This window comes from Psychrobacillus sp. FSL K6-1464, assembly GCF_038003145.1.
In the GTDB taxonomy this organism is placed as follows: Bacteria; Bacillota; Bacilli; order Bacillales_A; family Planococcaceae; genus Psychrobacillus; species Psychrobacillus psychrotolerans.
In genome coordinates this window covers 3,461,392-3,481,587 of sequence record NZ_JBBOOP010000001.1, presented here as the reverse complement: position 1 = coordinate 3,481,587, position 20,196 = coordinate 3,461,392, and the positions used below count along the sequence as shown (strand labels likewise).

Below are 20,196 nucleotides of genomic sequence, written 5' to 3'. Positions count from 1 at the left end.
ATAAAGGTGTGAGGGGGAGTTTATATGGATTATTTACATCACCCGTTTCAAGGAAAGCGTCATACGGTATTTGCTAAAAAGGGGATGGTAGCAACTTCACAGCCTTTAGCTGCTCAGGCAGGATTAGATATCTTAAAAAAAGGTGGTAATGCAATTGATGCGGCAATTGCTACGGCAGCAGCACTTACCGTTGTAGAACCGACCTCTAACGGAATTGGCGGAGACGCTTTTGCGTTAGTATGGACAAAAGATAAGCTCTACGGTTTAAACGCATCTGGTCCTGCACCGCAGTCGATATCCCCAGAAGCGATAAGAGAAAAAGGGTATGATGAAATGCCTGTTCACGGTGTGATTCCTGTGACCGTCCCAGGAGTTCCTGCTGCTTGGGCTGCCTTATCAGAAAGATTTGGTAAACTCTCGCTCCAAGAAGTTTTAGAACCTGCTATTCAATACGCAGAAGAAGGATACCCGTTAACTCCAATACTTGGTAAATACTGGAAAGTGGCCTATGATAAATATAAAACTACATTTACTTCAGAGGAATTTAATGCTTGGTTTGAAACCTTTGCACCAAATGGACGAGCTCCAGAAATAGGCGAGATGTGGAGCTCTCCTAATCACGCACGTTCACTTCGAGCGATAGGAGAAACGAATGCCCGTGACTTTTATGAGGGGGAAACTGCCGACAAAATCGATACGTTTATGAAAAAACATGGAGGCTATTTATCGAAAGAAGATCTTAGTAAATACAAGGTGGAGTGGGTAGAGCCTATTTCGGTCAACTATAAGGGTTATGATGTTTGGGAAATCCCGCCAAATGGACAAGGAATGGTTGCATTAATGGCACTGAATATATACAAGCACTTAGGGGAACCGAGATGGCAAAGTAAGGAAACTCTCCACCATCAAATAGAAGCGATGAAGTTAGCTTTCACAGATGGGTTAGCTTTTATAACGGAGTCTGAGGAAATGCCGATAAGCGTAGAACAATTATTATCAGAGGAATACGCAAATAAAAGATCCAACGTAATAAACGAAGAAGCTGGCAATCCAGAAATCTATGACATCCCTAAAGGTGGGACTGTATATTTAGCTACTGCAGATGAAGAAGGTAATATGGTTTCTTACATCCAAAGTAACTATATGGGATTTGGATCAGGGATAGTTATTCCAAATACAGGAATTGCCTTGCAAAATAGAGGGCATGACTTCTCTTTAGATGTCGCGCACCCAAATATATTAAAGCCCGGGAAAAGAACATTACATACTATTATTCCAGGCTTCTTAAGCAAAAATGGGAAGGCAGTAGGACCTTTCGGAGTAATGGGTGGATATATGCAGCCACAAGGGCATTTCCAGGTTGTGACGAATACAGTAGACTATATGTTAAACCCACAGGCTACATTAGATATGCCTCGTTGGCAGTGGATAAAAGGGAAAGTAATTCATGTAGAACCAGAATTCCCTAGCTATCTTGTACAAAGTCTAATAGGAAAAGGGCACCAAGTTCAGATTGCTTCGGACGGTGGGACATTCGGCAGAGGTCAGATTATTTGGCGGAATGCTGAAACTGGGGTTCTACAAGGAGGAACAGAGTCTCGTACGGATGGTTCAATTGCAGCATGGTAAAAGATTATCTTGTGTTAAAAGAGCCATTACTATAGTAATGGCTCTTTTATTCGGTTAAAGTCCCCTACACCCATTAAATTGACGAGCATACTATGAACATATATAATGTAGAAGTTGCTAATCTAGTATTAGTAACCGCGTAGATGTGGAGGACAGGTAACGCGTAAAACATAGAAAACAATTATAGCGCCAGAGCTGAAGAAATTGGACGGAAAATCATCTTCAGCAGACGAGGTGGAGGTTATCGAAATTTCGGCGGATGCCTCCCGACCGTATTTGCCCGGTTGTTATTCTTTTTCATAAAACATTCGAGTGATCGAATGACAGGTGGAATAGAAGGCATTCTTTGCTTAATTGGCTACTACACGCCTTGTGTAGGGAGCTTATTTTGACATGAATGTAAACGGAGGAATTTAAATTATGTGTGGAATTGTTGGATATATTGGAGAAATAGATGCAAAAGAAATTTTATTAAAAGGGTTAGAGAAGTTAGAATACCGCGGTTATGATTCAGCAGGTATTGCTGTGCTTAACGAAGATGGAGTTATGGTATTTAAAGAAAAAGGTCGAATTGCGGATTTACGTGGCGTAGTAGATACAGAAGTAGCGGCAACTATTGGAATTGGTCATACTCGCTGGGCAACTCACGGAGTACCAAACCATGAAAATGCACATCCTCATCAAAGTACAACTAAACGCTTCACATTAGTGCATAATGGAGTAATTGAAAACTATCATTTGATGAAAAAAGCTTATTTATCGGACGTGGAAATGGCTTCTGAGACAGATACAGAAGTAATTGTACAACTTATAGAGCATTTTTCTAAAGACGGATTATCTACAGTTGATGCACTTCGCAAAACATTGCATTTAATACATGGTTCATACGCACTTGCTTTACTGGATAATGAAGACGAAGATACTATTTATGTAGCAAAAAACAAATCACCATTACTAGTTGGTGTTGGAGAAGGATTCAATGTTGTAGCTTCGGATGCAATGGCGATGCTTCAAGTAACTGAGCAATATGTGGAACTTCATGATCAAGAAATCGTAATCGTACGCAAAGATTCTGTAGAAATTCAAACATTGGAAGGCACAAAAGTTGAACGTGCTCCATATAAAGCAGAACTAGATATGAGCGATATTGAAAAAGGAACATATCCTCACTATATGTTAAAAGAAATCGATGAGCAGCCAGCTGTTATTCGTAAAATTATTCAAGCTTATCAAAATGAGCAAGGGGAACTTACAATTGATCCTGCTATTTTAAAAGCACTGCAAGACGCTGACCGCCTGTACATTATTGCGGCAGGAACGAGCTATCATGGTGGGTTAATCGGAAAAGAATACTTTGAAAAAATTGCAGGTATACCAGTAGAGGTTCATATTTCTAGTGAATTCGGTTATAATATGCCACTACTTTCTGAAAAACCAATCTTCATGTTCCTAACACAATCAGGAGAAACTGCGGATAGCAGACAAGTTCTTGTAAAGATTAAAAAATTAGGTTACCCAACGATCACGATGACTAACGTACCAGGTTCTACTCTTTCCCGTGAAGCAGATCACACACTTTTACTTCATGCTGGTCCGGAGATTGCTGTGGCTTCCACTAAAGCATATGTTGCACAGGTTGCTGTTTTAATGGTAACGGCTTCTGTATACGCACTTGCTCAAGGGAAAACATTAGACTATGATGCTGTAAAAGAATTAGGAATTGTAGCCAATGCTGTTCAAGCAATTGTAGATTCTAAAGAAGAAATGGAAGAAATCGCGAAAGAGTTTTTAGCTACTACTAGAAATGCATTTTTCATTGGGCGTAACGTAGATTTCTACGTAAGCCAAGAAGGTGCATTAAAACTTAAAGAAATTTCATATATCCAAGCAGAAGGATTTGCTGGAGGAGAGCTAAAACATGGTACTATCGCTCTTATTGAAGACGGTACACCAATTATCGCTCTAGCTACACAAAAAGCAGTAAGCCTTAATATTCGTGGTAATGTAAAAGAAGTAGTTGCACGTGGCGCTAACCCATGTATTATTGCAATGGAAGGCCATGAGGAAGAAGGAGATCGTTACGTACTGCCAAAAGTAAACGAGCTCTTCGCTCCACTAGTAGCCGTAATTCCATTACAACTTATTAGCTATTATGCAGCATTGCACAGAGACTGCGACGTAGATAAACCTAGAAATCTAGCTAAATCAGTAACAGTTGAATAGAGTTAAAGTAATATATTTTGATGTCCAGTGACATTATAGTAGGTTACCGAAATTTATAAAAGAATGCTAAAACACCTCTCTAGTTTAACAGAGAGGTGATTTTTTGTTGAATACTTATGTCTTTTTACAAATACGCTTGAACTATATGGTGCTTTACTTGAATCAAGTGGATGCCTGTAAGGTATCTTTTCTCTATTATCCATAAGTCAACATTCCCAGATTTTTAGAATGAACAGTATGAAGCAATTATAGGAGAGTCCTAAATGAAAAAGAAAATGAGCTATATAATCTTACTTTTAACAACCTTCTTAATGATTGGTTGTACCAACTTAGAAGATGCATCCGTTACAGATGTAGAAACAGACCTACAAGAAGCAACCACAGTTGAGACAAATATAAATAGTGAAAAAGAAGAAGCTAACGCTACGGTTATTGATGAACCATCAGAAAAGGAGACACCAGCACAATCAAATAATGATATTTTTTCAGGATACAAACTTATTGAAGTTGATGGTGGTGATTTGTCTGGACATCGTGAACCTAAAGTCATTGTTGATATTGGTTATGGGGACCGTAAATATTGGGCATTTACTAATGAGTACGGGCAACTAGTACGTGTCATTGCGGACCAAATCATTTTACAAGATGACAGTAAAGAACCTGTATTATCGTCTGGCAGATACTATCGTGATGAGGCAAAGGTTCCTGGAGTCGAAAGTGACGTTTTAGATGAAGGACATATAATTGCTGATTCTCTCGGAGGGGTATCGAATGCCTATAATATTACACCACAAGATAGTACGCTCAACCGACATGGTGATCAAGCTTATATGGAAGACGTGATCCGTAGAGCAGCTGGAGCTACTAATTTTGAAGCAATTATCACATATCCGAATACGGAAACGCAAATTCCTTCCAGTTATCAGTATACCTATACTGTAAAGGGTAACGTAATCGTTGATACATTTGACAATGTAAACCCTGATGAGGTAAATTCATCACTCGGTCTAACTGGTAGTGAGCCTGCTGAGTCAACTAGTTCAACTACAAGCGGCGATATTTCTAGTGTTGATACAAACGGTAATGGACAGGTGACGATTAAAGAAGCAAAAGCAGCAGGTTTTAGTATGCCAATAACGAGTGATCATTGGATATATCCATATATGCACGATGCTGATAAGGACGGTATGGTTGGTGAGTGAGACCCTAGAACTTTGAGAAAAGATATAGGTTACCAACTTAATGGTAATTGGCAGTTCTCAAATACTCTGTCGTGACGTAAAACTGGTTAGGTTACCCTAACCAGTTTTTTTATTGGTGTTTAGAAAGGTAACCCTTTGAGATTCATTACTAAAGAAAAGTTTTTACCTATCTTCTAAAAGGTCAACGCTGCTTCTAATATATTGAATCGTATTAAAATAAGGTTAACCAGTAAAATCTGGTTAACCTTACGAAGCAATTAAGTTTTATCAGACCATAGGCGATATTAGCAATTGCATCTGATTAGCGTAAATTAATTTTTAAAGGTATCAACAAGTTGCTTAGCATCTATCATGGACATGCCTCTATGTTCCCTTAGATACTTCACGGTTTTAACAACACCAAGAGTTTTTAATTTTTCGCGAACCAAAGCGATTAATTCATCATTGTTTTCTTTGGGGCGCAGTTTCTGGTTCTCTACCTTCAAAACGTGGATCTTCTTAGATTGACCAAAAATAATAAGTGATAATCCCAAGATTAATAAAATGAAAGATGTAATTAATACCCATTCAATATTCATAAAATAACCTCCATAATTTAGGCGTATTTCCATATTAACACGTTCAGCACATCTTTCCCAACTAGCTATCTGCTCACAAATTATAGTAACTAATACGTTGCAATTAAATTAATTGAAGTTTTTTCCCCCATAGTTCGTGTGGAAGACTATCAATGTCGCATAGAAATAGGATGTCAATCAGATAGCGTTTGGTGTCCTTATTTTTAATGGTTAATAAAGGTCATGAACAATAAAATGATGTGTTTCTTTTTTAATGTCATATAAAAACAGTTGAAATTCATACATAAGCAAACTATTATATAAGGAGATGCTTATATAATAGTCATTTACTGATCTAAGGAGGTACCTCATGGAGTTATGGACAATTGAAATAGAGAAAGCTGCAATGATATTAAAATTGTTAGGGGATAAAACAAGGTTAACAATGCTCAAAATGCTAGAGGCACATGATTATTGTGTTTGTGAATTCGTTGAAATATTTAAAGTGAGTCAACCCGCTATTAGCCAGCACGTAAAGAAGTTAAAAGAAGCTGGATTAGTGTGTGAAACCAGAAGGAGTCAATGGATTATTTATTCTTTAAATAGGGATAGTGATATTCTTCCATTTGTTCAGAGCTTGATGGACCACCTACCAAACCAAGATTTTAAACTACAACAATTAGAAAAACAGGGATTACGTATCTCATGTGAATAATGGAGGTTAGTATGTTGTCACCAGTTATTTTGGCATCATTAATTTTTATAATAACGCTTATCTTCGTAATCTGGCAGCCAAGAGGTTTGAATATTGGATGGTCAGCCTGTGGAGGAGCCGTTATAGCGTTATTAGTGGGAGTTGTTGGTTTTAGTGATGTCCTAGAAGTAGTAGACATTACTTGGAACGCTACTCTATCGTTTATTGCAATTATACTTATTTCCTTAATATTAGATGAGATTGGCTTATTTGAATGGGCTGCATTACATATGGCAAGGGTTGCAAAAGGCAATGGGTTTAAGATGTTCATCTATGTAAGTGTGTTGGGTGCTTTAGTTGCTGCCTTTTTTGCGAATGATGGAGCAGCGTTAATATTAACTCCAATTGTTTTGGCAATGGTTCGTAACTTGAATTTCAACGAAAAAATGATTTTCCCATTTATTATGGCGAGTGGGTTTATAGCAGATACGACTTCGTTACCCTTTGTTGTTAGTAACCTTGTTAATATTGTTTCAGCTGATTTCTTTCATATCGGTTTTGTTGAATATGCAACAAGAATGATTATTCCTAATATATTCTCACTGATTGCTACTATCAGTGTATTACTATTTTATTTTAGAAAAAGTATTCCTAGATCATATAATTTATCCAAACTTAGAGAACCAAAAGAGGCTATTAAAGACATTAAAATGTTCCATCTTTCATGGTTTGTACTGGCTTTATTAGTTATTGGTTATTTTAGTAGTGAGTTTATCCAAGTTCCAGTTTCCATAGTTGCTGGAATAGTAGCGATTTTCTTCATCTTAATGGCTAGAAGAAGTAATGCGGTTAATACAAGAACTGTTATTAAAGGAGCGCCATGGAATATTGTGTTTTTCTCAATAGGCATGTATGTGGTAGTTTACGGTCTAGGGAATGCTGGACTGACTGGTGTGTTAGCAAGTGTGATTGAGGTAGCTGCAGAACAAGGTCTATTTGCAGCAACGATGTCAATGGGCTTCATTGCAGCCTTCCTGTCATCACTGATGAATAATTTGCCAACCGTGATGATCGATGCATTAGCGATTGCTGAAACGAATACTTCTGGTACCATTCGCGAAGCACTTATTTATGCTAACGTGATTGGTTCTGATTTAGGGCCTAAAATAACACCGATTGGTTCTCTTGCAACTTTAGTCTGGCTTCATGTTTTATCTCAAAAGGGTGTGAAGATATCATGGGGCACTTACTTTAAAACAGGTATTGTCTTAACGATTCCAATTTTATTCATTACCTTATTAGGTCTTTACATCTCGTTAAAATCGTTCTAACTAAAGGAGAGTACTTAATTTATGTCTAAAAAAACAATTTACTTTTTATGTACTGGAAATTCGTGCAGAAGCCAAATGGCAGAAGGCTGGGGAAAAAGATATTTAGGTGACGAGTGGGAAGTTCTAAGTGCGGGCATTGAAGCACATGGTTTAAACCCGAAAGCTGTTAAAGCAATGAATGAGATCGGAATTGATATTACTACCCAGACCTCAGATATGATAAATATGGAAACACTCAATAATGCAGATTTTGTGGTGACCCTTTGTGGCGACGCTGCAGATAAATGTCCAATGACACCACCACATGTAAAACGTGATCACTGGGGCTTTGAAGACCCTGCAGAAGCAGAAGGAACGGATGAAGAGAAGTGGACAACCTTCCAACGAGTTCGTGATGAAGTTGGTGAAAGAATTAAGCGTTTTGCTGAAACTGGGAAATGATTTAATGTATGGTAAGTACAAGAGTTAAAAAGAACTTGAACCCTCAAGTTCTTTTTATTTACCCTTACTGAAGTAAATATTAATTTTAGAGATCTTCATAAATACCTTAGAAAACCCATATAAAGTAAAAACAAATCATAAGGATGGTTAAGTGTCTTTCATCTGGGTTATTGGTTATTTGTGTACTGCGATTGGCTTTAGTATAGGTGGGTATATAGCTTGGAGCACGAAGGGTTTCCAGCACAAAACAGATTTTATTTACAGTGTTTGTGCGGGGCTAACTCTTGGCATATTGAGTTTTGAAATTGCACCAGAAGCAATAGAGCTAGGAAATTGGATTACTTTCATATTTGGTTTTGCTGTGGGAATCCTATTATTTGAAGCAGCACATATTATTTTGACAACCTTACTTGGAAAAACCGCGGATCAGCGTAAGGGTCTTCCTCCGAAGGTAGGAATCCTCTTATTACTCAGTATTTCATTCCACAATTTGCCGATTGGGATTGTTTTGGGTTCTACACATGATACAACAGTAGAATTTTCAATGCTTCAAGCCATTCTCCTCCATAATATACCGGAAGGCATAATTGTATTTACTCTTTTGTTTGTACCCGGTCAGAAGATTTGGTCCTGGTTCATATTTTCCTTACTTGTTGCAGCTCCTGTAGGATTGGGAGCTTATTTTGGCAGTACATTAGGAAACGATAATCCTTTTTTATGGTCGTTTTCAATTAGTTTGGCTGCTGGTACAATCTATATGATTATTGTGAAAGAAGTAATTATGGAAGCGATTAAGGATACTTCCAATGTATTACTAATTTCTACTATTAGCTTTGGATGTATAGGAGTGTATTTTTACTTTATATAACGTTCTTCTTTAGTAAAAAATAATACCGTAAGATCTAGCTGGAGAGATTACATTATTAATGTTTTGCATGGTCAATTGCTTGATGCAACAGATTCATAATGTGATCGTCAGCACTTGAATAATATAAGGTTGTGCCTTCACGTCGAAATTTTACTAAACGTAGATTTTTCAAAAACCGAAGTTGATGGGATACCGTAGACTGGCCTAAGTTTAGTTCCTCTGCAATATCATTTACTGAATACTCTTTGCAGCAAAGTAAATTTAATATCCGAATACGTGTTGGATCACCTAAAGCTTTAAATGTCTGGGATACGACAAACAGCGTTTCTTCATCCAAATCATGTGGGTTCGTTTGTACTTCTTCTCGCATACTTTTTCATACCTCCGTTTATTCCTTATATTAGTGGTGGTGATGTGCGTGTGGATCAGGTCCTTCTGCTTTAGCAGTACATAAAATGGAATTATCACAGTTGTGAGAAGCTGTTTCAAACTGAATCGTCACATGCTGTATATTTTTATGTCCTAAATCATGCTCAATTTTCTGTAGCATCTTTTCGCCTTCTACAATCATCAATTGATCTTCGACTACGACATGGCAGGAAAGAGCATTTAAACCACTTGTAATAGACCAAATGTGTAAATCATGAACGCTTATGATTCCGTTTGTCTGTTCAATTGTCTTAACGACGTCATTTACACTAACATTTCTCGGTGTACCCTCCATCAGTACATGTAAAGAAGCTTTCGTCACATAGTAACCACTGCGTAAAACTAGTGCTGCAACGATGACACTTGCTAATGGATCAGCCCAACCCCAACCAAGGAACATGATTAATAAGGCTGCAATAATTGCACCGACAGAGCCTAACATATCACTAATCACGTGAAGAAATGCCCCGCGCATATTTAAATTATCTTTCGTATCACTGCCACGCATCATAATCCACGCTACAAGAATATTGACAGCTAACCCGATGCTACTAATAACAAGCATTCCCGTAGTTGCGACTACTGGTGGATTAGTAAAGCGTTCAAATGCTTCATAAAATATAAATAGTGCAATTAATATCAACGTTACACCGTTGAATACTGCTGCTAGAATTTCAAACCGTTTAAAGCCGTAAGTATTGTTAGCATCTGCTGCTTTTTCGCTAAATGTAAATGCCAATAGGGCAATCCCTAGTGAGACAGAATCACTTAACATATGTCCAGCATCTGATAGTAGGGCTAGACTATTTGTCATATATCCGCCTATAGCTTCTACAACCATATAGGTGGTAATAATAAAAAATGAGATCAATAATACTTTCTTATTTGCCCCATGTGCATGGTTATGATTATCCGCCATATTAATCCCTCCGTTATTTTTACATTTCTATTAAACGTTATATGATAATATATTCATATATACAGATTATGTTCATTTAAGTACTTTGTCAATAAATATACTCACCGTTTTTGTTGGGATTCTTCTGACACGCGTAAAACATAACACTTTACATACCCCCTATAGGTACTATACAATGTGAATAAGAAGTATAGGAGGTTGATGAGTTGGATAGTGTAATGGAAGAAAAGGCAATCACATCTGATAATTCTTGTAGAAAAAGTCATCATCCTGAACATATAAAAAAAGATTTAACGAATCGGTTAAATCGTATTGAGGGTCAGATCCGAGGGATAAAAGGCATGGTAGACAAAGACGTCTATTGTGATGATATTATTACTCAACTTTCTGCAACTCAGTCCGCGCTAAATAGTGTAGCAAAAGTACTTTTACAAGGGCATTTAAAAGGCTGCGTAGTCGACAGGCTAGCAGAAGGTGATGATGAAGTACTCGATGAATTATTAGTTACCATACAAAAATTAATGAAAAAGTAAGAGGAGGAATTTTAAATGGTTAACCAAGTAACATTAAACGTACAAGGAATGTCATGTGGTCACTGTGTTAGTTCTGTTGAAAACAGTGTAGGGAAGTTAGATGGAGTAAATGAAGTGAAAGTTCACTTAGAGTCAGGAAAAGTAGACATTTCATTTGAAGAAGATAAAGTGTCACTAGAGGTAATTAAAGAAACAATTGATGATCAAGGCTACGATATAGTGTAAGGACAGTAGAGTGCTAAATAGCACTCTCTTTCTTTCAAATAATTATACCCCCAGGTGGTATAGAAGAGAGGTTACAATGAGTAGTGAAACAAAAGAAACTAGTTTACAAATCACTGGAATGACCTGTGCTGCCTGTGCGACTAGAATCGAAAAAGGGCTAAATAAAATGGACGGTGTAGAAGTAGCCAATGTAAACTTGGCACTGGAGAAGTCATTGATTAAATACAATCCTGAAAAATTGAGTAATAAAGACTTTGAACAGAAAATACAAGACTTAGGGTATGGTGTTGTCAAGGAAAACAAAGAGTTTGTCATTACGGGAATGACCTGTGCTGCATGTTCTACAAGAATTGAGAAAGGGCTTAACAAGCTAGAGGGAGTAACCTTGGCGAACGTTAATCTGGCACTAGAAAATGCAACGGTAGAATATAACCCTGCTCAGATTTCAGTTGCAGATATTATAGGGCGAGTAGAGAAATTAGGTTATGGGGCCATCAATAAAGAGGACGAAAAACAGGCTGTTGACTACCGAGAACAAGCCATTCAAAAACAAAAGAAAAAATTTATTATCTCTGCGATTTTGTCTCTCCCATTATTGTGGACGATGGTCGGTCATTTTTCGTTCACATCATTTATATATATGCCTGAATTCCTTATGAATCCATGGGTGCAGATGGCTTTGGCAACACCTGTCCAATTTATCATTGGGAGACAGTTTTATGTAAGCGCATATAAAGCATTAAGAAACGGTAGTGCCAACATGGATGTCTTAGTAGTAATGGGTACTTCCGCTGCTTATTTTTATAGTGTTTATCAAGCAATTATTACTACGGGTGAACACCATACAGCAAATCTATATTTTGAAACGAGTGCGGTGCTAATCACCCTTATTATATTAGGTAAATTGTTTGAAGCAAAAGCAAAAGGGCGGTCCTCTGAAGCTATTAAAAAACTTATGGGACTTCAAGCTAAGACTGCCTTAGTAATTAGAAATGAAACTGAAATAGAAATACCTCTAGCGGAAGTTGTAACGGGAGATACTATATTAGTAAAGCCTGGTGAAAAGATACCAGTTGATGGCGAAGTTGTAGAAGGAAATACTGCTATCGATGAATCTATGCTTACTGGCGAAAGTATTCCAGTGGACAAAGCTATTGGTGATGCATTATTTGGTTCAACTATTAATAAGAATGGCTTTCTAAAAATGAAAGCTACAAAAATTGGTAGAGATACTGCGCTTGCTCAAATTATTAAAGTAGTAGAAGATGCGCAAGGATCGAAAGCTCCGATTCAAAGGCTTGCTGACAAAATCTCTGGTGTGTTCGTGCCAATTGTAATTGGTATTGCGATTCTCACTTTTTTAGTATGGATAATATGGGTGAATCCAGGTGAAGTCACGCCTGCCCTGGAAGCTCTGATTGCTGTTCTTGTCATTGCATGCCCATGTGCGCTAGGACTTGCTACCCCTACATCTATTATGGCTGGGTCAGGTCGTGCAGCGGAGTTCGGGATTTTGTTTAAAGGCGGAGAGCATTTAGAAACTACTCATCATATCGATACAGTCATTGTAGATAAAACAGGAACTGTTACAAATGGTAAACCAGAACTAACGGATATAGTTGTAGCAAGTGGCATAGCGGAAGAAGAGTTTCTTTCTTTAATCGGTGCCGCTGAAAAACAATCGGAACATCCACTCGCAGAAGCAATTGTAAAAGGTATCCAAGACAGAGGAATATTACTTAAGGGAGTTCAGAGCTTTGAAGCAATTCCAGGATATGGAGTGAAAACAGTTGTTGATGACAAAGAAATACTTGTAGGTACTCGAAAACTCATGAATAGTTACAATGTTGATATTTTGAATATATTACCTGTGATGGAGGAGCTTGAGGCTAATGGGAAAACAGCAATGCTTGCAAGTATTGAGGGACAGTATGCAGGTCTAGTAGCTGTTGCCGATACCGTTAAAGAGACTTCAAAGAAAGCTATCAAGCGTTTACGTGATATGAATATTGAAGTAATTATGATGACAGGTGACAACCAACGTACAGCAACAGCAATTGGTCGAGAGGTCGGTATAGATCATGTTATTGCCGAGGTACTTCCGGAAGGAAAAGCGGAAGAAGTAAAAAAACTTCAGGCTGTTGGTAAGAAGGTAGCGATGGTTGGAGATGGTATTAATGATGCGCCAGCGTTAGCAGTTGCGGATATAGGTATGGCTATTGGAACAGGAACCGACGTTGCAATGGAGGCTGCAGATATCACATTGATCCGGGGGGACTTAAATAGCATAGCCGATGCTATCATCATGAGTCATAAGACAATGAGGAATATTAAACAAAATCTATTCTGGGCGTTTGGATATAACGTATTAGGTATACCAATTGCAGCGGTAGGCTTACTTGCACCCTGGGTAGCAGGAGCAGCAATGGCATTTAGTTCTGTATCAGTTGTCTTGAATGCATTGCGTCTTCAAAAAGTGAAACTAGAAAAGAATAGACCTAGCGGATAAGAACGAATTTCATGGTAGGAGGATAATGATGAAAAAAATAGTAATTGGAATTGTCTCATTAGCAACTGCATTTACGTTGTCGGCGTGTGCCAGTGATGACAAGGAAGCAAGTAAACATGAAAACATCGAGATGGATCATTCAGGCATGAATCACTCTAGTACAGGTGAAGTCCCAGAAAACGTGAAAGTAGCTGATAATCCGACCTATGAAGTTGGAAGTCAAGCCATTCTTAAAACAGATCATATGGAGGGAATGAAAGGTGCAGAGGCAACTATCATTGGTGCATATGATACGACTGCCTATATAATTTCCTACACACCAATATCTGGCGGAGAAAGAGTAGAAAATCATAAGTGGGTCATTCAAGAAGAGTTGAAAGATGCTGGAGATAAAATTTTAGAGCCGGGGACAAAGGTTACGATTGAAGCTGACCACATGGCTGGAATGAAAGGTGCTGCTGCAGATATTGATTCAGCAGAACTAACAACTGTATATATGGTCGATTACACACCAACTTCAGGTGGAGAAATAGTGAAAAATCACAAATGGGTTACGGAAAGTGAATTATCTACAAAATAAACAATAATTAAATAAGATTTAAGAATTGAAAGAGCTTATTCCTTTATAGAATAAGCTCTTTCAACATATTTAATTGTATAAGTAGAAAGCTTGGAAACACTACTTTTCCACATAGTATATATTAAAAGATTGCAATTAATTTATCCAGTAAGCCAGTTACATCAAGGAATACAATAATAATTACTAATGGAATGACGAACTTCATTATGAAAAACCATATATTAAATGCAGTAGCACCTAAGCGAGAATGCTGTAATAGTTCTTCTCGTAAAGTACTTTTCTCAATCTTATGTGAGATGAAAATAGAGATTAAAAGTACTCCTAATGGCATTAAAATATTACTAACTAAATAATCGGCGGAATCAAATAGACTTTTCGAGAAAATGAGAATATCAGCAAAAACGCTATAAGATAATGCGGATGGGATTCCTACTATGAATATTAATAGTCCAATGATATACGCATACTTTGTTCGCTTCTCTTGTTTTCCTTTGACTAAAGACGCTACAATTATTTCTAACATAGAAAAGGCCGAGGTTAATGTAGCAAATAAAAATAATGCCAAAAATCCTATTAAGAAGACTTCTCCAAAAACAATTTGATCAAAAACAGCAGGTAATACAACAAATAGCAAACCAGGACCTTCAGCTGGTTCTAAGCCTAGTGAAAAAACAGCGGGGAAAATAGCTAACCCTGCCAATAATGCAATCAACAAGTTCATTGAAACGATTGAAATAGCTGGTTGTATAAGGCTTTCTTTTTTAGAGAGATAAGAACTATAAGTAACCATTACTGACACGCCGACACTTAGTGAGAAGAAAGCTTGTCCCATCGCAAATAGCACACTTTGGGATGTGATATTCGAGAAATCAGGGGCTAGAAAGAATTTCACGCCTTCCATAGCGCCATCTAGTGTAAGGGAGCGAATGATGAGAACGATAAATAGTCCAAACAAAGCGGGCATCAAAATTTTATTTGCTTTTTCAATACCATTTTGTATCCCATTAGCAACCACGACAACTGTAATAGCCAAGAATACAAATTGAGCAATAATAACTATGAGAGGATCTCCAATGGTCGTGTTAAACACGGACCCATAATCTGCACCCTCACTAATTACTCCACCAAACATCCCTTTAGCAAAATAGATTAGAATCCAACCACCAATTACATTATAAAAAGACAATAGAAGAAAGCTGGTGAATACTCCTAACTTTCCGATCCAATGCCAATTAGTATTAGGAGCAAGACTACGATATGCACTAATCGCTTCTTTTTGCGTGCTTCTCCCAATGACAAACTCAGCTAATAATAACGGAAATCCCATAAACAAAGTAAATAATATAAAAAGAAGGAAGAATGCCCCTCCTCCGCTAATGCCTGTTACGTAAGGGAGCTTCCATATTGCCCCTACTCCGATAGCCGATCCTGCAGCTGATAGGATAAAACCAATCTTTGATGACCATTGCTCTGATGTTTGCAAACGAACCATTCCAATCTATTTTTATTATGTCTTTTCTATATGAAAAGACAAAAAAGCCACGTCTCTATCTTTTACGATAGGGACGTGGCTATTCACGCGGTACCACCCTAATTGAAAACAAATCTATGTTTCCCACTTGGTTAAAATAACGGTTTAATCCGTTCTTATACTACGTCGTTTTTTTGATGTAGTATAAAAAAAGCTCCAAGAATGAAATTCACCTAATCTTTGTATCAGTTTTCACCAACCACTGATTCTCTACCAACAGGGAGACCGGCTTAATATAGTTCTTTTCGTCGCTCGTTTAATATAAATAATATTAAACGAAATTATAGTATGATACCACCTATTGGTCAACCTTTTTATTTTGAAATAAATATTTTAACAAAAGGGGTCTTGCTACTTTTCAATCCCTAATAACTGTTCTTTCATGTCTAAACCACCCCTGTATCCGGTCAATTTCCCGCTTTTTCCGATGACCCGGTGACAAGGAACGGTTATTAATAAAGGGTTTGCACCAATAGCAGTGCCAACAGCACGAACTGCATTAGGTTTCTGTATCTGGTGAGCGATATCCGTGTACGAAACTGTTTGACCATACGGGATTTCCTGCAACACTTTCCAAACAGCTTGTTGAAACGCTGTACCATGAAGAGCCATTGGCACTGTGAATTCTGTACGTCGGCTCTCCAGATAGTCCGTCAGTTCCGTTTCATAGGATTTCAGTACATCCTCATTTTCCGAAAGTATATAACTAGGGAGTCGTTTCTTTACCCATTTAACAAGTTCTTCAAATGGCGCATGCTGTGAACCAACATAACAAAGACCTTCTGTAGTAGCGGCAATATACATCTCCCATGGTCCGCAATTTAAGAATGTCCAGTACACAATCTGTTCCTTATTTCCCTCCATTCCTGCACCTCCATTGATAGTTTCTTTATTTATAACATAGATATGATATAGAATGTTTTTTCTATCTTTGGAGAACGGCGATTAGTTTTATATTAGTCTGTGGGATGGTACCTTTCGAGCTAAAAAATATATTTACAAGTTCAATACTTCGGAGTATTATTACCTTCAAATTCTCTTCAAGAAATAGGTTTTTCAAATCTGGTTCTAGGAAGTGCTCGTGTGCAAACTCTTAAAAGGAAAAGAAGGACTATGTCGCCACCTGTTATTATTGCAGGAAGTTTTTTGTTTTTAATATTCGTTGGAACCCTTTTGTTAAAATTGCCTATTGCAACCACCACCCATATATCTTGGATAGACGCATTATTCGTAGTTACGTCCGCGACTACTGTGACAGGGCTTAGTGTGTTTGACCCTGGGAGTACATTGACTATATTTGGAGAAGTTGTATTAATGGTACTTATTCAATGTGGTGGCATTGGTTTAATGACATTTGCAGTAGCTATACTAATACTGTTAAAGAAGAAAATAGGCTTGCAAAACCGTATTTATATACAAGAATCATTCAATCAAAACTCAGTTGGCGGCATTATAAAGCTAGTGAAGCTGATTTTAACATTCGTTCTATCGGTTCAACTTTTCGCCACATTGGTTTTGACTATACACTGGATACCGACTTTCGGATTTAAGGAAGCTTTATATTTAAGTGTCTTTCATGTAATCTCTGCCTTTAATAATGCTGGGTTTGCCTTATTCCCTGATAACCTCATTGGCTTTGCGCATGACCCTATTGTGAATATCGTTTTATCATTATTATTTATAATCGGTGGAATCGGGTTTACTGTAGTTGTGGATATTCAACAAAAAAAGTCATTTAAGCAATGGTCCCTTCATACGAAAATAATGGTTGTAGGAACCATCATTATCAATGTTATAGCTATCGCTTTTGTTTTCCTGTTGGAATATAATAATCCGGCAACAATTGGCTCTATGCCATTACAGGATAAACTAATGGTATCCTACTTCCAAGGTGTAAGCCCTCGTACAGCAGGATTTAATACATTAAATTACGGTGATATGGAAGATCCGACTATACTCGTCACGATGGTTTTAATGTTTATAGGAGCAGGTAGTGCATCGACAGCGTCTGGTATAAAGCTAACAACGTTTATCGTAATCGTATTAGCAACATTTTCTTTTTTACGTAAACGTAGTGAGCCAGAATTATTTGGAAGGTCTATTCGTTTGGAGACAGTTATAAGATCTCTAGCGATTTCAACGATAAGTTTATTTATAGTCTGTTTTTTTTTATTTCTATTAACTGTTACCGAAAAGATCTCCTTCTTACCCCTAGCATTTGAAGTTGTATCGGCTTTTGGAACAGTTGGACTATCAATGGGGATAACCTCACAAATTAGTGATATAGGTGAAGTGCTTTTATGTATGGTAATGTTTATCGGGAGAATTGGTCCTCTAACTTTGTTTTTCATACTTATGAAGCCAAAGAACGTTCATTATCGATACCCGTATGATCAGGTTTTCACAGGATAATTTCAAACAAAGAGTCGTCTACTTTAAAATAGACGACTCTTCTTTTTTTGCGTAAAAATGCAATGTTGCAAAAATGTAATGCTAACGTCATCTAAAGCGAATGCTCGAAATAACGATTTCTCCTATACTAAAGTCAGTAGCAAGGAAGGTTTAAGAAAATAGAAAAGGAGCTAATTAAAATGAAAAAATTACTTATGGTATGTCTAACTGCCTTTTTAATATCAACAGTGTTAACAGGGTGCGGTATGTTCGAAAAAGCAAATGGAGTAATTCTATATGGGGAAGAACAACAAATCATCGATTCTTTAGAGCGAGAGAAGGATGAATTAGTAAAGGAAGATCAGTACAAGATTAAAATTGTGGAAAATGATGGGCAACGTATCCTTGTCTTAAAAGACGAAACTGCTCAATCACTTGTAAAGAAAAAATTAATAAGAGAAATAACAAATCAAGAAAAGGCTAAAACAGCAGTAATTTCATCTCTTCCGAAAGTAGCGGTAGGCGAGGGAATACTTTTTGCTAAGAAAGAGCTAGCAGCACTTAACCTAGATGGCATGGAGTTAAACGTAAAATATGAGGGGAACAATGTCATTGGAAGAGGAAGAGCATATGCAGACATGTTTCTAATCGTAAATGATGCTGATTGGGCTTCGATTAAAGGATCAGAAAAAGTGATGGCTTTACTAGAGTATGACAAAGATCCTAGTGCAGACGGATTAAGTGATTATGGTGTAGAAGAAAGAACACTTGTGAGATTTAATGATTAGTTAAGTAGGGGCTGTCCATATCCATGGGCAGTCTTTTTTTTGGATAGATGTAAAAAAGGAAATAACTACCTACATGTAGTATATATATTAATGACATGAAGGGGGCAGTATGGAATGTATCACTATTTTGAAGGGCTCGTTATTAGGGAAGGAAAAAAGGGGATCCCTGCCGAATATGTAGAGGAACTCTTTAAAGATGCGGGTTGGAGTAAGCATACACCAGGCTGGCAGAAAGAGAAGTTCACCTTAATATTTGAAAATTCTACCTGGGCATATACCGTTTGGGAGGATGAAAGAATGATTGGAATGGTCAGAGTTATTTCCGATCAAATAATGGCAGCAAATATTATGGATTTAGCAGTGCATTCGGAATATCGAGGAAAAGGAATTGGCCAAAAGCTTGTACAATTATGTGTGCAAAAGCTTCCTCACGGCGATTGGTTCGCTCATACATCTGCTAATAATTTTAGTTTTTATGAGAAATGTGGCTTTGAAGTAAAGGATTTAAACCAACATGGAACATGTACTTATTATGGGTACATACAAGCGAGAAAAGATGGGCATAGATGAAATGAAGTCATTTACTGGGGGAGTGGTAATAATTGGGTGATCGATGGGAGAATAAGAAAGAAGTTAGAAAGGAACGTAGAAAGTATAGTGAACATTATACTTTTGGTGACTTTGTATTTGATGTTTTCTTTTGGATACCAGAGTTACTTCTCCTGCCTTTCCGAATGGGTTTCTGGTTAGTTAGAGGCGTAGGAAGAGTTATCGGTAATCTCATTGATGGTATATAATAGGATTTATCGTAAGGAGTGGTGGGTATGTGGAATTATATGGCATTTGAAGAGTTGAGTGCATTGGAATTACAACGAATTTATAAAGTAAGAGTGGCAGTTTTTGTAGTGGAGCAGAATTGTCCTTATCCGGAAGTAGACGATGTAGATCTTATTAGTACACATATTTTTAAAGAAGAAAATAATGAACTAAGTGCATACATGCGTGTGTTCCCGAAAGAAGATATGATCCATATTGGTAGAGTTTTAGTTGACCAAGCTCATAGAAAATCTGGTTTAGGTAGAGAGCTTGTAGCTAGGGGGATGGAATATATCGAAACTATTTATCCGGGAATGGCTATTTATGCTCAGGCTCAAGCTCATTTGGAGGATTTCTATAAGTCCTTTGGTTTTGAAACAGTGTCAGAGGTATATTTGGAGGATAATATTCCTCATATTGATATGGTAATGCCAGCTGGAGAAATGAACTAGTTATTGTACATAAAAAATCGGCTCCTTTTTTAGGGGCCGATTTTTATGGCATTAGTTGAAATATCATGAGAATCAATC

At 37.4% G+C, this 20,196-nt stretch carries 21 protein-coding genes and 1 other annotated feature; of the genes, 16 read left to right on the top strand and 5 right to left on the bottom strand.

Going from position 1 to position 20,196, the window contains the following annotated elements; translation table 11 throughout:
* Positions 1-24 precede the first annotated feature (24 nt).
* The 3 genes from MKX39_RS17685 (at position 25) to MKX39_RS17675 (ending at position 5,054) form a co-directional block, all read left to right on the top strand.
* Positions 25-1,629, top strand: coding sequence for a gamma-glutamyltransferase family protein (locus MKX39_RS17685; RefSeq protein ID WP_340770800.1), 1,605 nt, complete (start codon positions 25-27; stop codon positions 1,627-1,629).
* Positions 1,630-2,049: 420 nt separating this feature from the next.
* The gene (gene glmS, locus MKX39_RS17680; protein ID WP_340770798.1) at positions 2,050-3,852 is read left to right on the top strand and encodes a glutamine--fructose-6-phosphate transaminase (isomerizing); all 1,803 of its coding nucleotides are present in this window, start codon (positions 2,050-2,052) and stop codon (positions 3,850-3,852) included.
* Between the two features lie 263 nt (positions 3,853-4,115).
* Positions 4,116-5,054: a DNA/RNA non-specific endonuclease gene (locus MKX39_RS17675; RefSeq protein ID WP_340770796.1), complete on the top strand. Its 939-nt coding sequence runs from the start codon at positions 4,116-4,118 to the stop codon at positions 5,052-5,054.
* A gap of 311 nt (positions 5,055-5,365) precedes the next feature.
* On the opposite strand, the gene MKX39_RS17670 is transcribed toward MKX39_RS17675, so the two are convergent.
* Positions 5,366-5,632, bottom strand: coding sequence for a hypothetical protein (locus tag MKX39_RS17670; RefSeq protein WP_093537364.1), 267 nt, complete (start codon positions 5,630-5,632; stop codon positions 5,366-5,368).
* 349 nt (positions 5,633-5,981) lie between these two features.
* Here MKX39_RS17670 and MKX39_RS17665 point away from each other — a divergent pair, with 349 nt between their 5' ends.
* The 4 genes from MKX39_RS17665 (at position 5,982) to MKX39_RS17650 (ending at position 8,945) form a co-directional block, all read left to right on the top strand.
* Positions 5,982-6,326 (top strand): ArsR/SmtB family transcription factor, encoded by a 345-nt coding sequence (locus MKX39_RS17665; protein ID WP_093537365.1) that lies wholly within the window; start codon positions 5,982-5,984, stop codon positions 6,324-6,326.
* An 11-nt stretch (positions 6,327-6,337) separates the two neighbouring features.
* The gene (locus MKX39_RS17660; RefSeq protein ID WP_445678034.1) at positions 6,338-7,636 is read left to right on the top strand and encodes an arsenic transporter; all 1,299 of its coding nucleotides are present in this window, start codon (positions 6,338-6,340) and stop codon (positions 7,634-7,636) included.
* A 21-nt stretch (positions 7,637-7,657) separates the two neighbouring features.
* Complete coding sequence (gene arsC / locus MKX39_RS17655) at positions 7,658-8,077, top strand: arsenate reductase (thioredoxin) (protein ID WP_340770795.1); 420 nt, start codon at positions 7,658-7,660, stop codon at positions 8,075-8,077.
* A 151-nt stretch (positions 8,078-8,228) separates the two neighbouring features.
* Positions 8,229-8,945, top strand: coding sequence for a ZIP family metal transporter (locus MKX39_RS17650; protein WP_340770792.1), 717 nt, complete (start codon positions 8,229-8,231; stop codon positions 8,943-8,945).
* Positions 8,946-9,000: 55 nt separating this feature from the next.
* Here MKX39_RS17650 and MKX39_RS17645 read toward each other — a convergent pair whose 3' ends face one another.
* Both MKX39_RS17645 and MKX39_RS17640 read right to left on the bottom strand, forming a co-directional pair.
* Positions 9,001-9,315, bottom strand: a complete 315-nt coding sequence (locus MKX39_RS17645; RefSeq protein ID WP_093537369.1) for an ArsR/SmtB family transcription factor — start codon at positions 9,313-9,315, stop codon at positions 9,001-9,003.
* Positions 9,316-9,345: 30 nt separating this feature from the next.
* Complete coding sequence (locus MKX39_RS17640) at positions 9,346-10,293, bottom strand: cation diffusion facilitator family transporter (protein WP_093537370.1); 948 nt, start codon at positions 10,291-10,293, stop codon at positions 9,346-9,348.
* Positions 10,294-10,511: 218 nt separating this feature from the next.
* On the opposite strand from MKX39_RS17640, the gene MKX39_RS17635 reads away from it, so the two are divergent.
* From MKX39_RS17635 to MKX39_RS17620, 4 genes are all read left to right on the top strand, one after another.
* Complete coding sequence (locus MKX39_RS17635) at positions 10,512-10,826, top strand: metal-sensing transcriptional repressor (protein WP_340771512.1); 315 nt, start codon at positions 10,512-10,514, stop codon at positions 10,824-10,826.
* Positions 10,827-10,841: 15 nt separating this feature from the next.
* A complete protein-coding gene (copZ, locus tag MKX39_RS17630) occupies positions 10,842-11,051 on the top strand; it encodes a copper chaperone CopZ (RefSeq protein ID WP_093537371.1) in 210 nt (69 codons plus the stop codon).
* Between the two features lie 76 nt (positions 11,052-11,127).
* Positions 11,128-13,560 (top strand): heavy metal translocating P-type ATPase, encoded by a 2,433-nt coding sequence (locus tag MKX39_RS17625; protein WP_340770791.1) that lies wholly within the window; start codon positions 11,128-11,130, stop codon positions 13,558-13,560.
* A gap of 28 nt (positions 13,561-13,588) precedes the next feature.
* A complete protein-coding gene (locus tag MKX39_RS17620) occupies positions 13,589-14,140 on the top strand; it encodes a YdhK family protein (protein ID WP_340771510.1) in 552 nt (183 codons plus the stop codon).
* A gap of 121 nt (positions 14,141-14,261) precedes the next feature.
* On the opposite strand, the gene MKX39_RS17615 is transcribed toward MKX39_RS17620, so the two are convergent.
* Positions 14,262-15,623 carry a sodium-dependent transporter gene (locus tag MKX39_RS17615; RefSeq protein ID WP_340770789.1) on the bottom strand — a complete coding sequence of 454 codons (1,362 nt, stop codon included), beginning with the start codon at positions 15,621-15,623 and terminating at the stop codon, positions 14,262-14,264.
* A gap of 75 nt (positions 15,624-15,698) precedes the next feature.
* Positions 15,699-15,929, bottom strand: a binding site (T-box leader).
* A 93-nt stretch (positions 15,930-16,022) separates the two neighbouring features.
* Positions 16,023-16,535 (bottom strand): methylated-DNA--[protein]-cysteine S-methyltransferase, encoded by a 513-nt coding sequence (locus MKX39_RS17610; protein WP_093537375.1) that lies wholly within the window; start codon positions 16,533-16,535, stop codon positions 16,023-16,025.
* 219 nt (positions 16,536-16,754) lie between these two features.
* On the opposite strand from MKX39_RS17610, the gene MKX39_RS17605 reads away from it, so the two are divergent.
* The 5 genes from MKX39_RS17605 (at position 16,755) to MKX39_RS17585 (ending at position 20,118) form a co-directional block, all read left to right on the top strand.
* Positions 16,755-18,083, top strand: a complete 1,329-nt coding sequence (locus tag MKX39_RS17605; RefSeq protein WP_340770784.1) for a TrkH family potassium uptake protein — start codon at positions 16,755-16,757, stop codon at positions 18,081-18,083.
* 179 nt (positions 18,084-18,262) lie between these two features.
* Entirely contained in the window at positions 18,263-18,850 is a 588-nt protein-coding gene (locus MKX39_RS17600) for a lipoprotein BA_5634 family protein (protein WP_340770783.1), read from the top strand.
* Between the two features lie 114 nt (positions 18,851-18,964).
* On the top strand, positions 18,965-19,420 hold the full coding sequence (locus MKX39_RS17595) for a GNAT family N-acetyltransferase (RefSeq protein ID WP_340770781.1): 456 nt from the start codon (positions 18,965-18,967) through the stop codon (positions 19,418-19,420).
* Positions 19,421-19,452: 32 nt separating this feature from the next.
* The gene (locus MKX39_RS17590) at positions 19,453-19,647 is read left to right on the top strand and encodes a hypothetical protein (RefSeq protein ID WP_340770779.1); all 195 of its coding nucleotides are present in this window, start codon (positions 19,453-19,455) and stop codon (positions 19,645-19,647) included.
* Between the two features lie 27 nt (positions 19,648-19,674).
* Complete coding sequence (locus MKX39_RS17585; RefSeq protein ID WP_340770777.1) at positions 19,675-20,118, top strand: GNAT family N-acetyltransferase; 444 nt, start codon at positions 19,675-19,677, stop codon at positions 20,116-20,118.
* The last annotated feature ends 78 nt before the right edge of the window (positions 20,119-20,196 follow it).

What these genes read in the sequence shown, in the direction of transcription:
- MKX39_RS17670 (WP_093537364.1), bottom strand. Translation starts at nt 5,632, where the DNA reads ATGAATATTGAATGGGTATTAATTACATCTTTCATTTTATTAATCTTG.
- MKX39_RS17595 (WP_340770781.1), top strand. Translation starts at nt 18,965, where the DNA reads ATGTATCACTATTTTGAAGGGCTCGTTATTAGGGAAGGAAAAAAGGGG.
- MKX39_RS17600 (WP_340770783.1), top strand. Translation starts at nt 18,263, where the DNA reads ATGAAAAAATTACTTATGGTATGTCTAACTGCCTTTTTAATATCAACA.
- MKX39_RS17620 (WP_340771510.1), top strand. Translation starts at nt 13,589, where the DNA reads ATGAAAAAAATAGTAATTGGAATTGTCTCATTAGCAACTGCATTTACG.
- MKX39_RS17640 (WP_093537370.1), bottom strand. Translation starts at nt 10,293, where the DNA reads ATGGCGGATAATCATAACCATGCACATGGGGCAAATAAGAAAGTATTA.
- MKX39_RS17665 (WP_093537365.1), top strand. Translation starts at nt 5,982, where the DNA reads ATGGAGTTATGGACAATTGAAATAGAGAAAGCTGCAATGATATTAAAA.
- MKX39_RS17625 (WP_340770791.1), top strand. Translation starts at nt 11,128, where the DNA reads ATGAGTAGTGAAACAAAAGAAACTAGTTTACAAATCACTGGAATGACC.
- MKX39_RS17635 (WP_340771512.1), top strand. Translation starts at nt 10,512, where the DNA reads ATGGAAGAAAAGGCAATCACATCTGATAATTCTTGTAGAAAAAGTCAT.
- MKX39_RS17645 (WP_093537369.1), bottom strand. Translation starts at nt 9,315, where the DNA reads ATGCGAGAAGAAGTACAAACGAACCCACATGATTTGGATGAAGAAACG.
- MKX39_RS17585 (WP_340770777.1), top strand. Translation starts at nt 19,675, where the DNA reads ATGTGGAATTATATGGCATTTGAAGAGTTGAGTGCATTGGAATTACAA.
- MKX39_RS17610 (WP_093537375.1), bottom strand. Translation starts at nt 16,535, where the DNA reads ATGGAGGGAAATAAGGAACAGATTGTGTACTGGACATTCTTAAATTGC.
- MKX39_RS17685 (WP_340770800.1), top strand. Translation starts at nt 25, where the DNA reads ATGGATTATTTACATCACCCGTTTCAAGGAAAGCGTCATACGGTATTT.
- copZ (WP_093537371.1), top strand. Translation starts at nt 10,842, where the DNA reads ATGGTTAACCAAGTAACATTAAACGTACAAGGAATGTCATGTGGTCAC.
- MKX39_RS17660 (WP_445678034.1), top strand. Translation starts at nt 6,338, where the DNA reads ATGTTGTCACCAGTTATTTTGGCATCATTAATTTTTATAATAACGCTT.
- glmS (WP_340770798.1), top strand. Translation starts at nt 2,050, where the DNA reads ATGTGTGGAATTGTTGGATATATTGGAGAAATAGATGCAAAAGAAATT.
- MKX39_RS17675 (WP_340770796.1), top strand. Translation starts at nt 4,116, where the DNA reads ATGAAAAAGAAAATGAGCTATATAATCTTACTTTTAACAACCTTCTTA.
- arsC (WP_340770795.1), top strand. Translation starts at nt 7,658, where the DNA reads ATGTCTAAAAAAACAATTTACTTTTTATGTACTGGAAATTCGTGCAGA.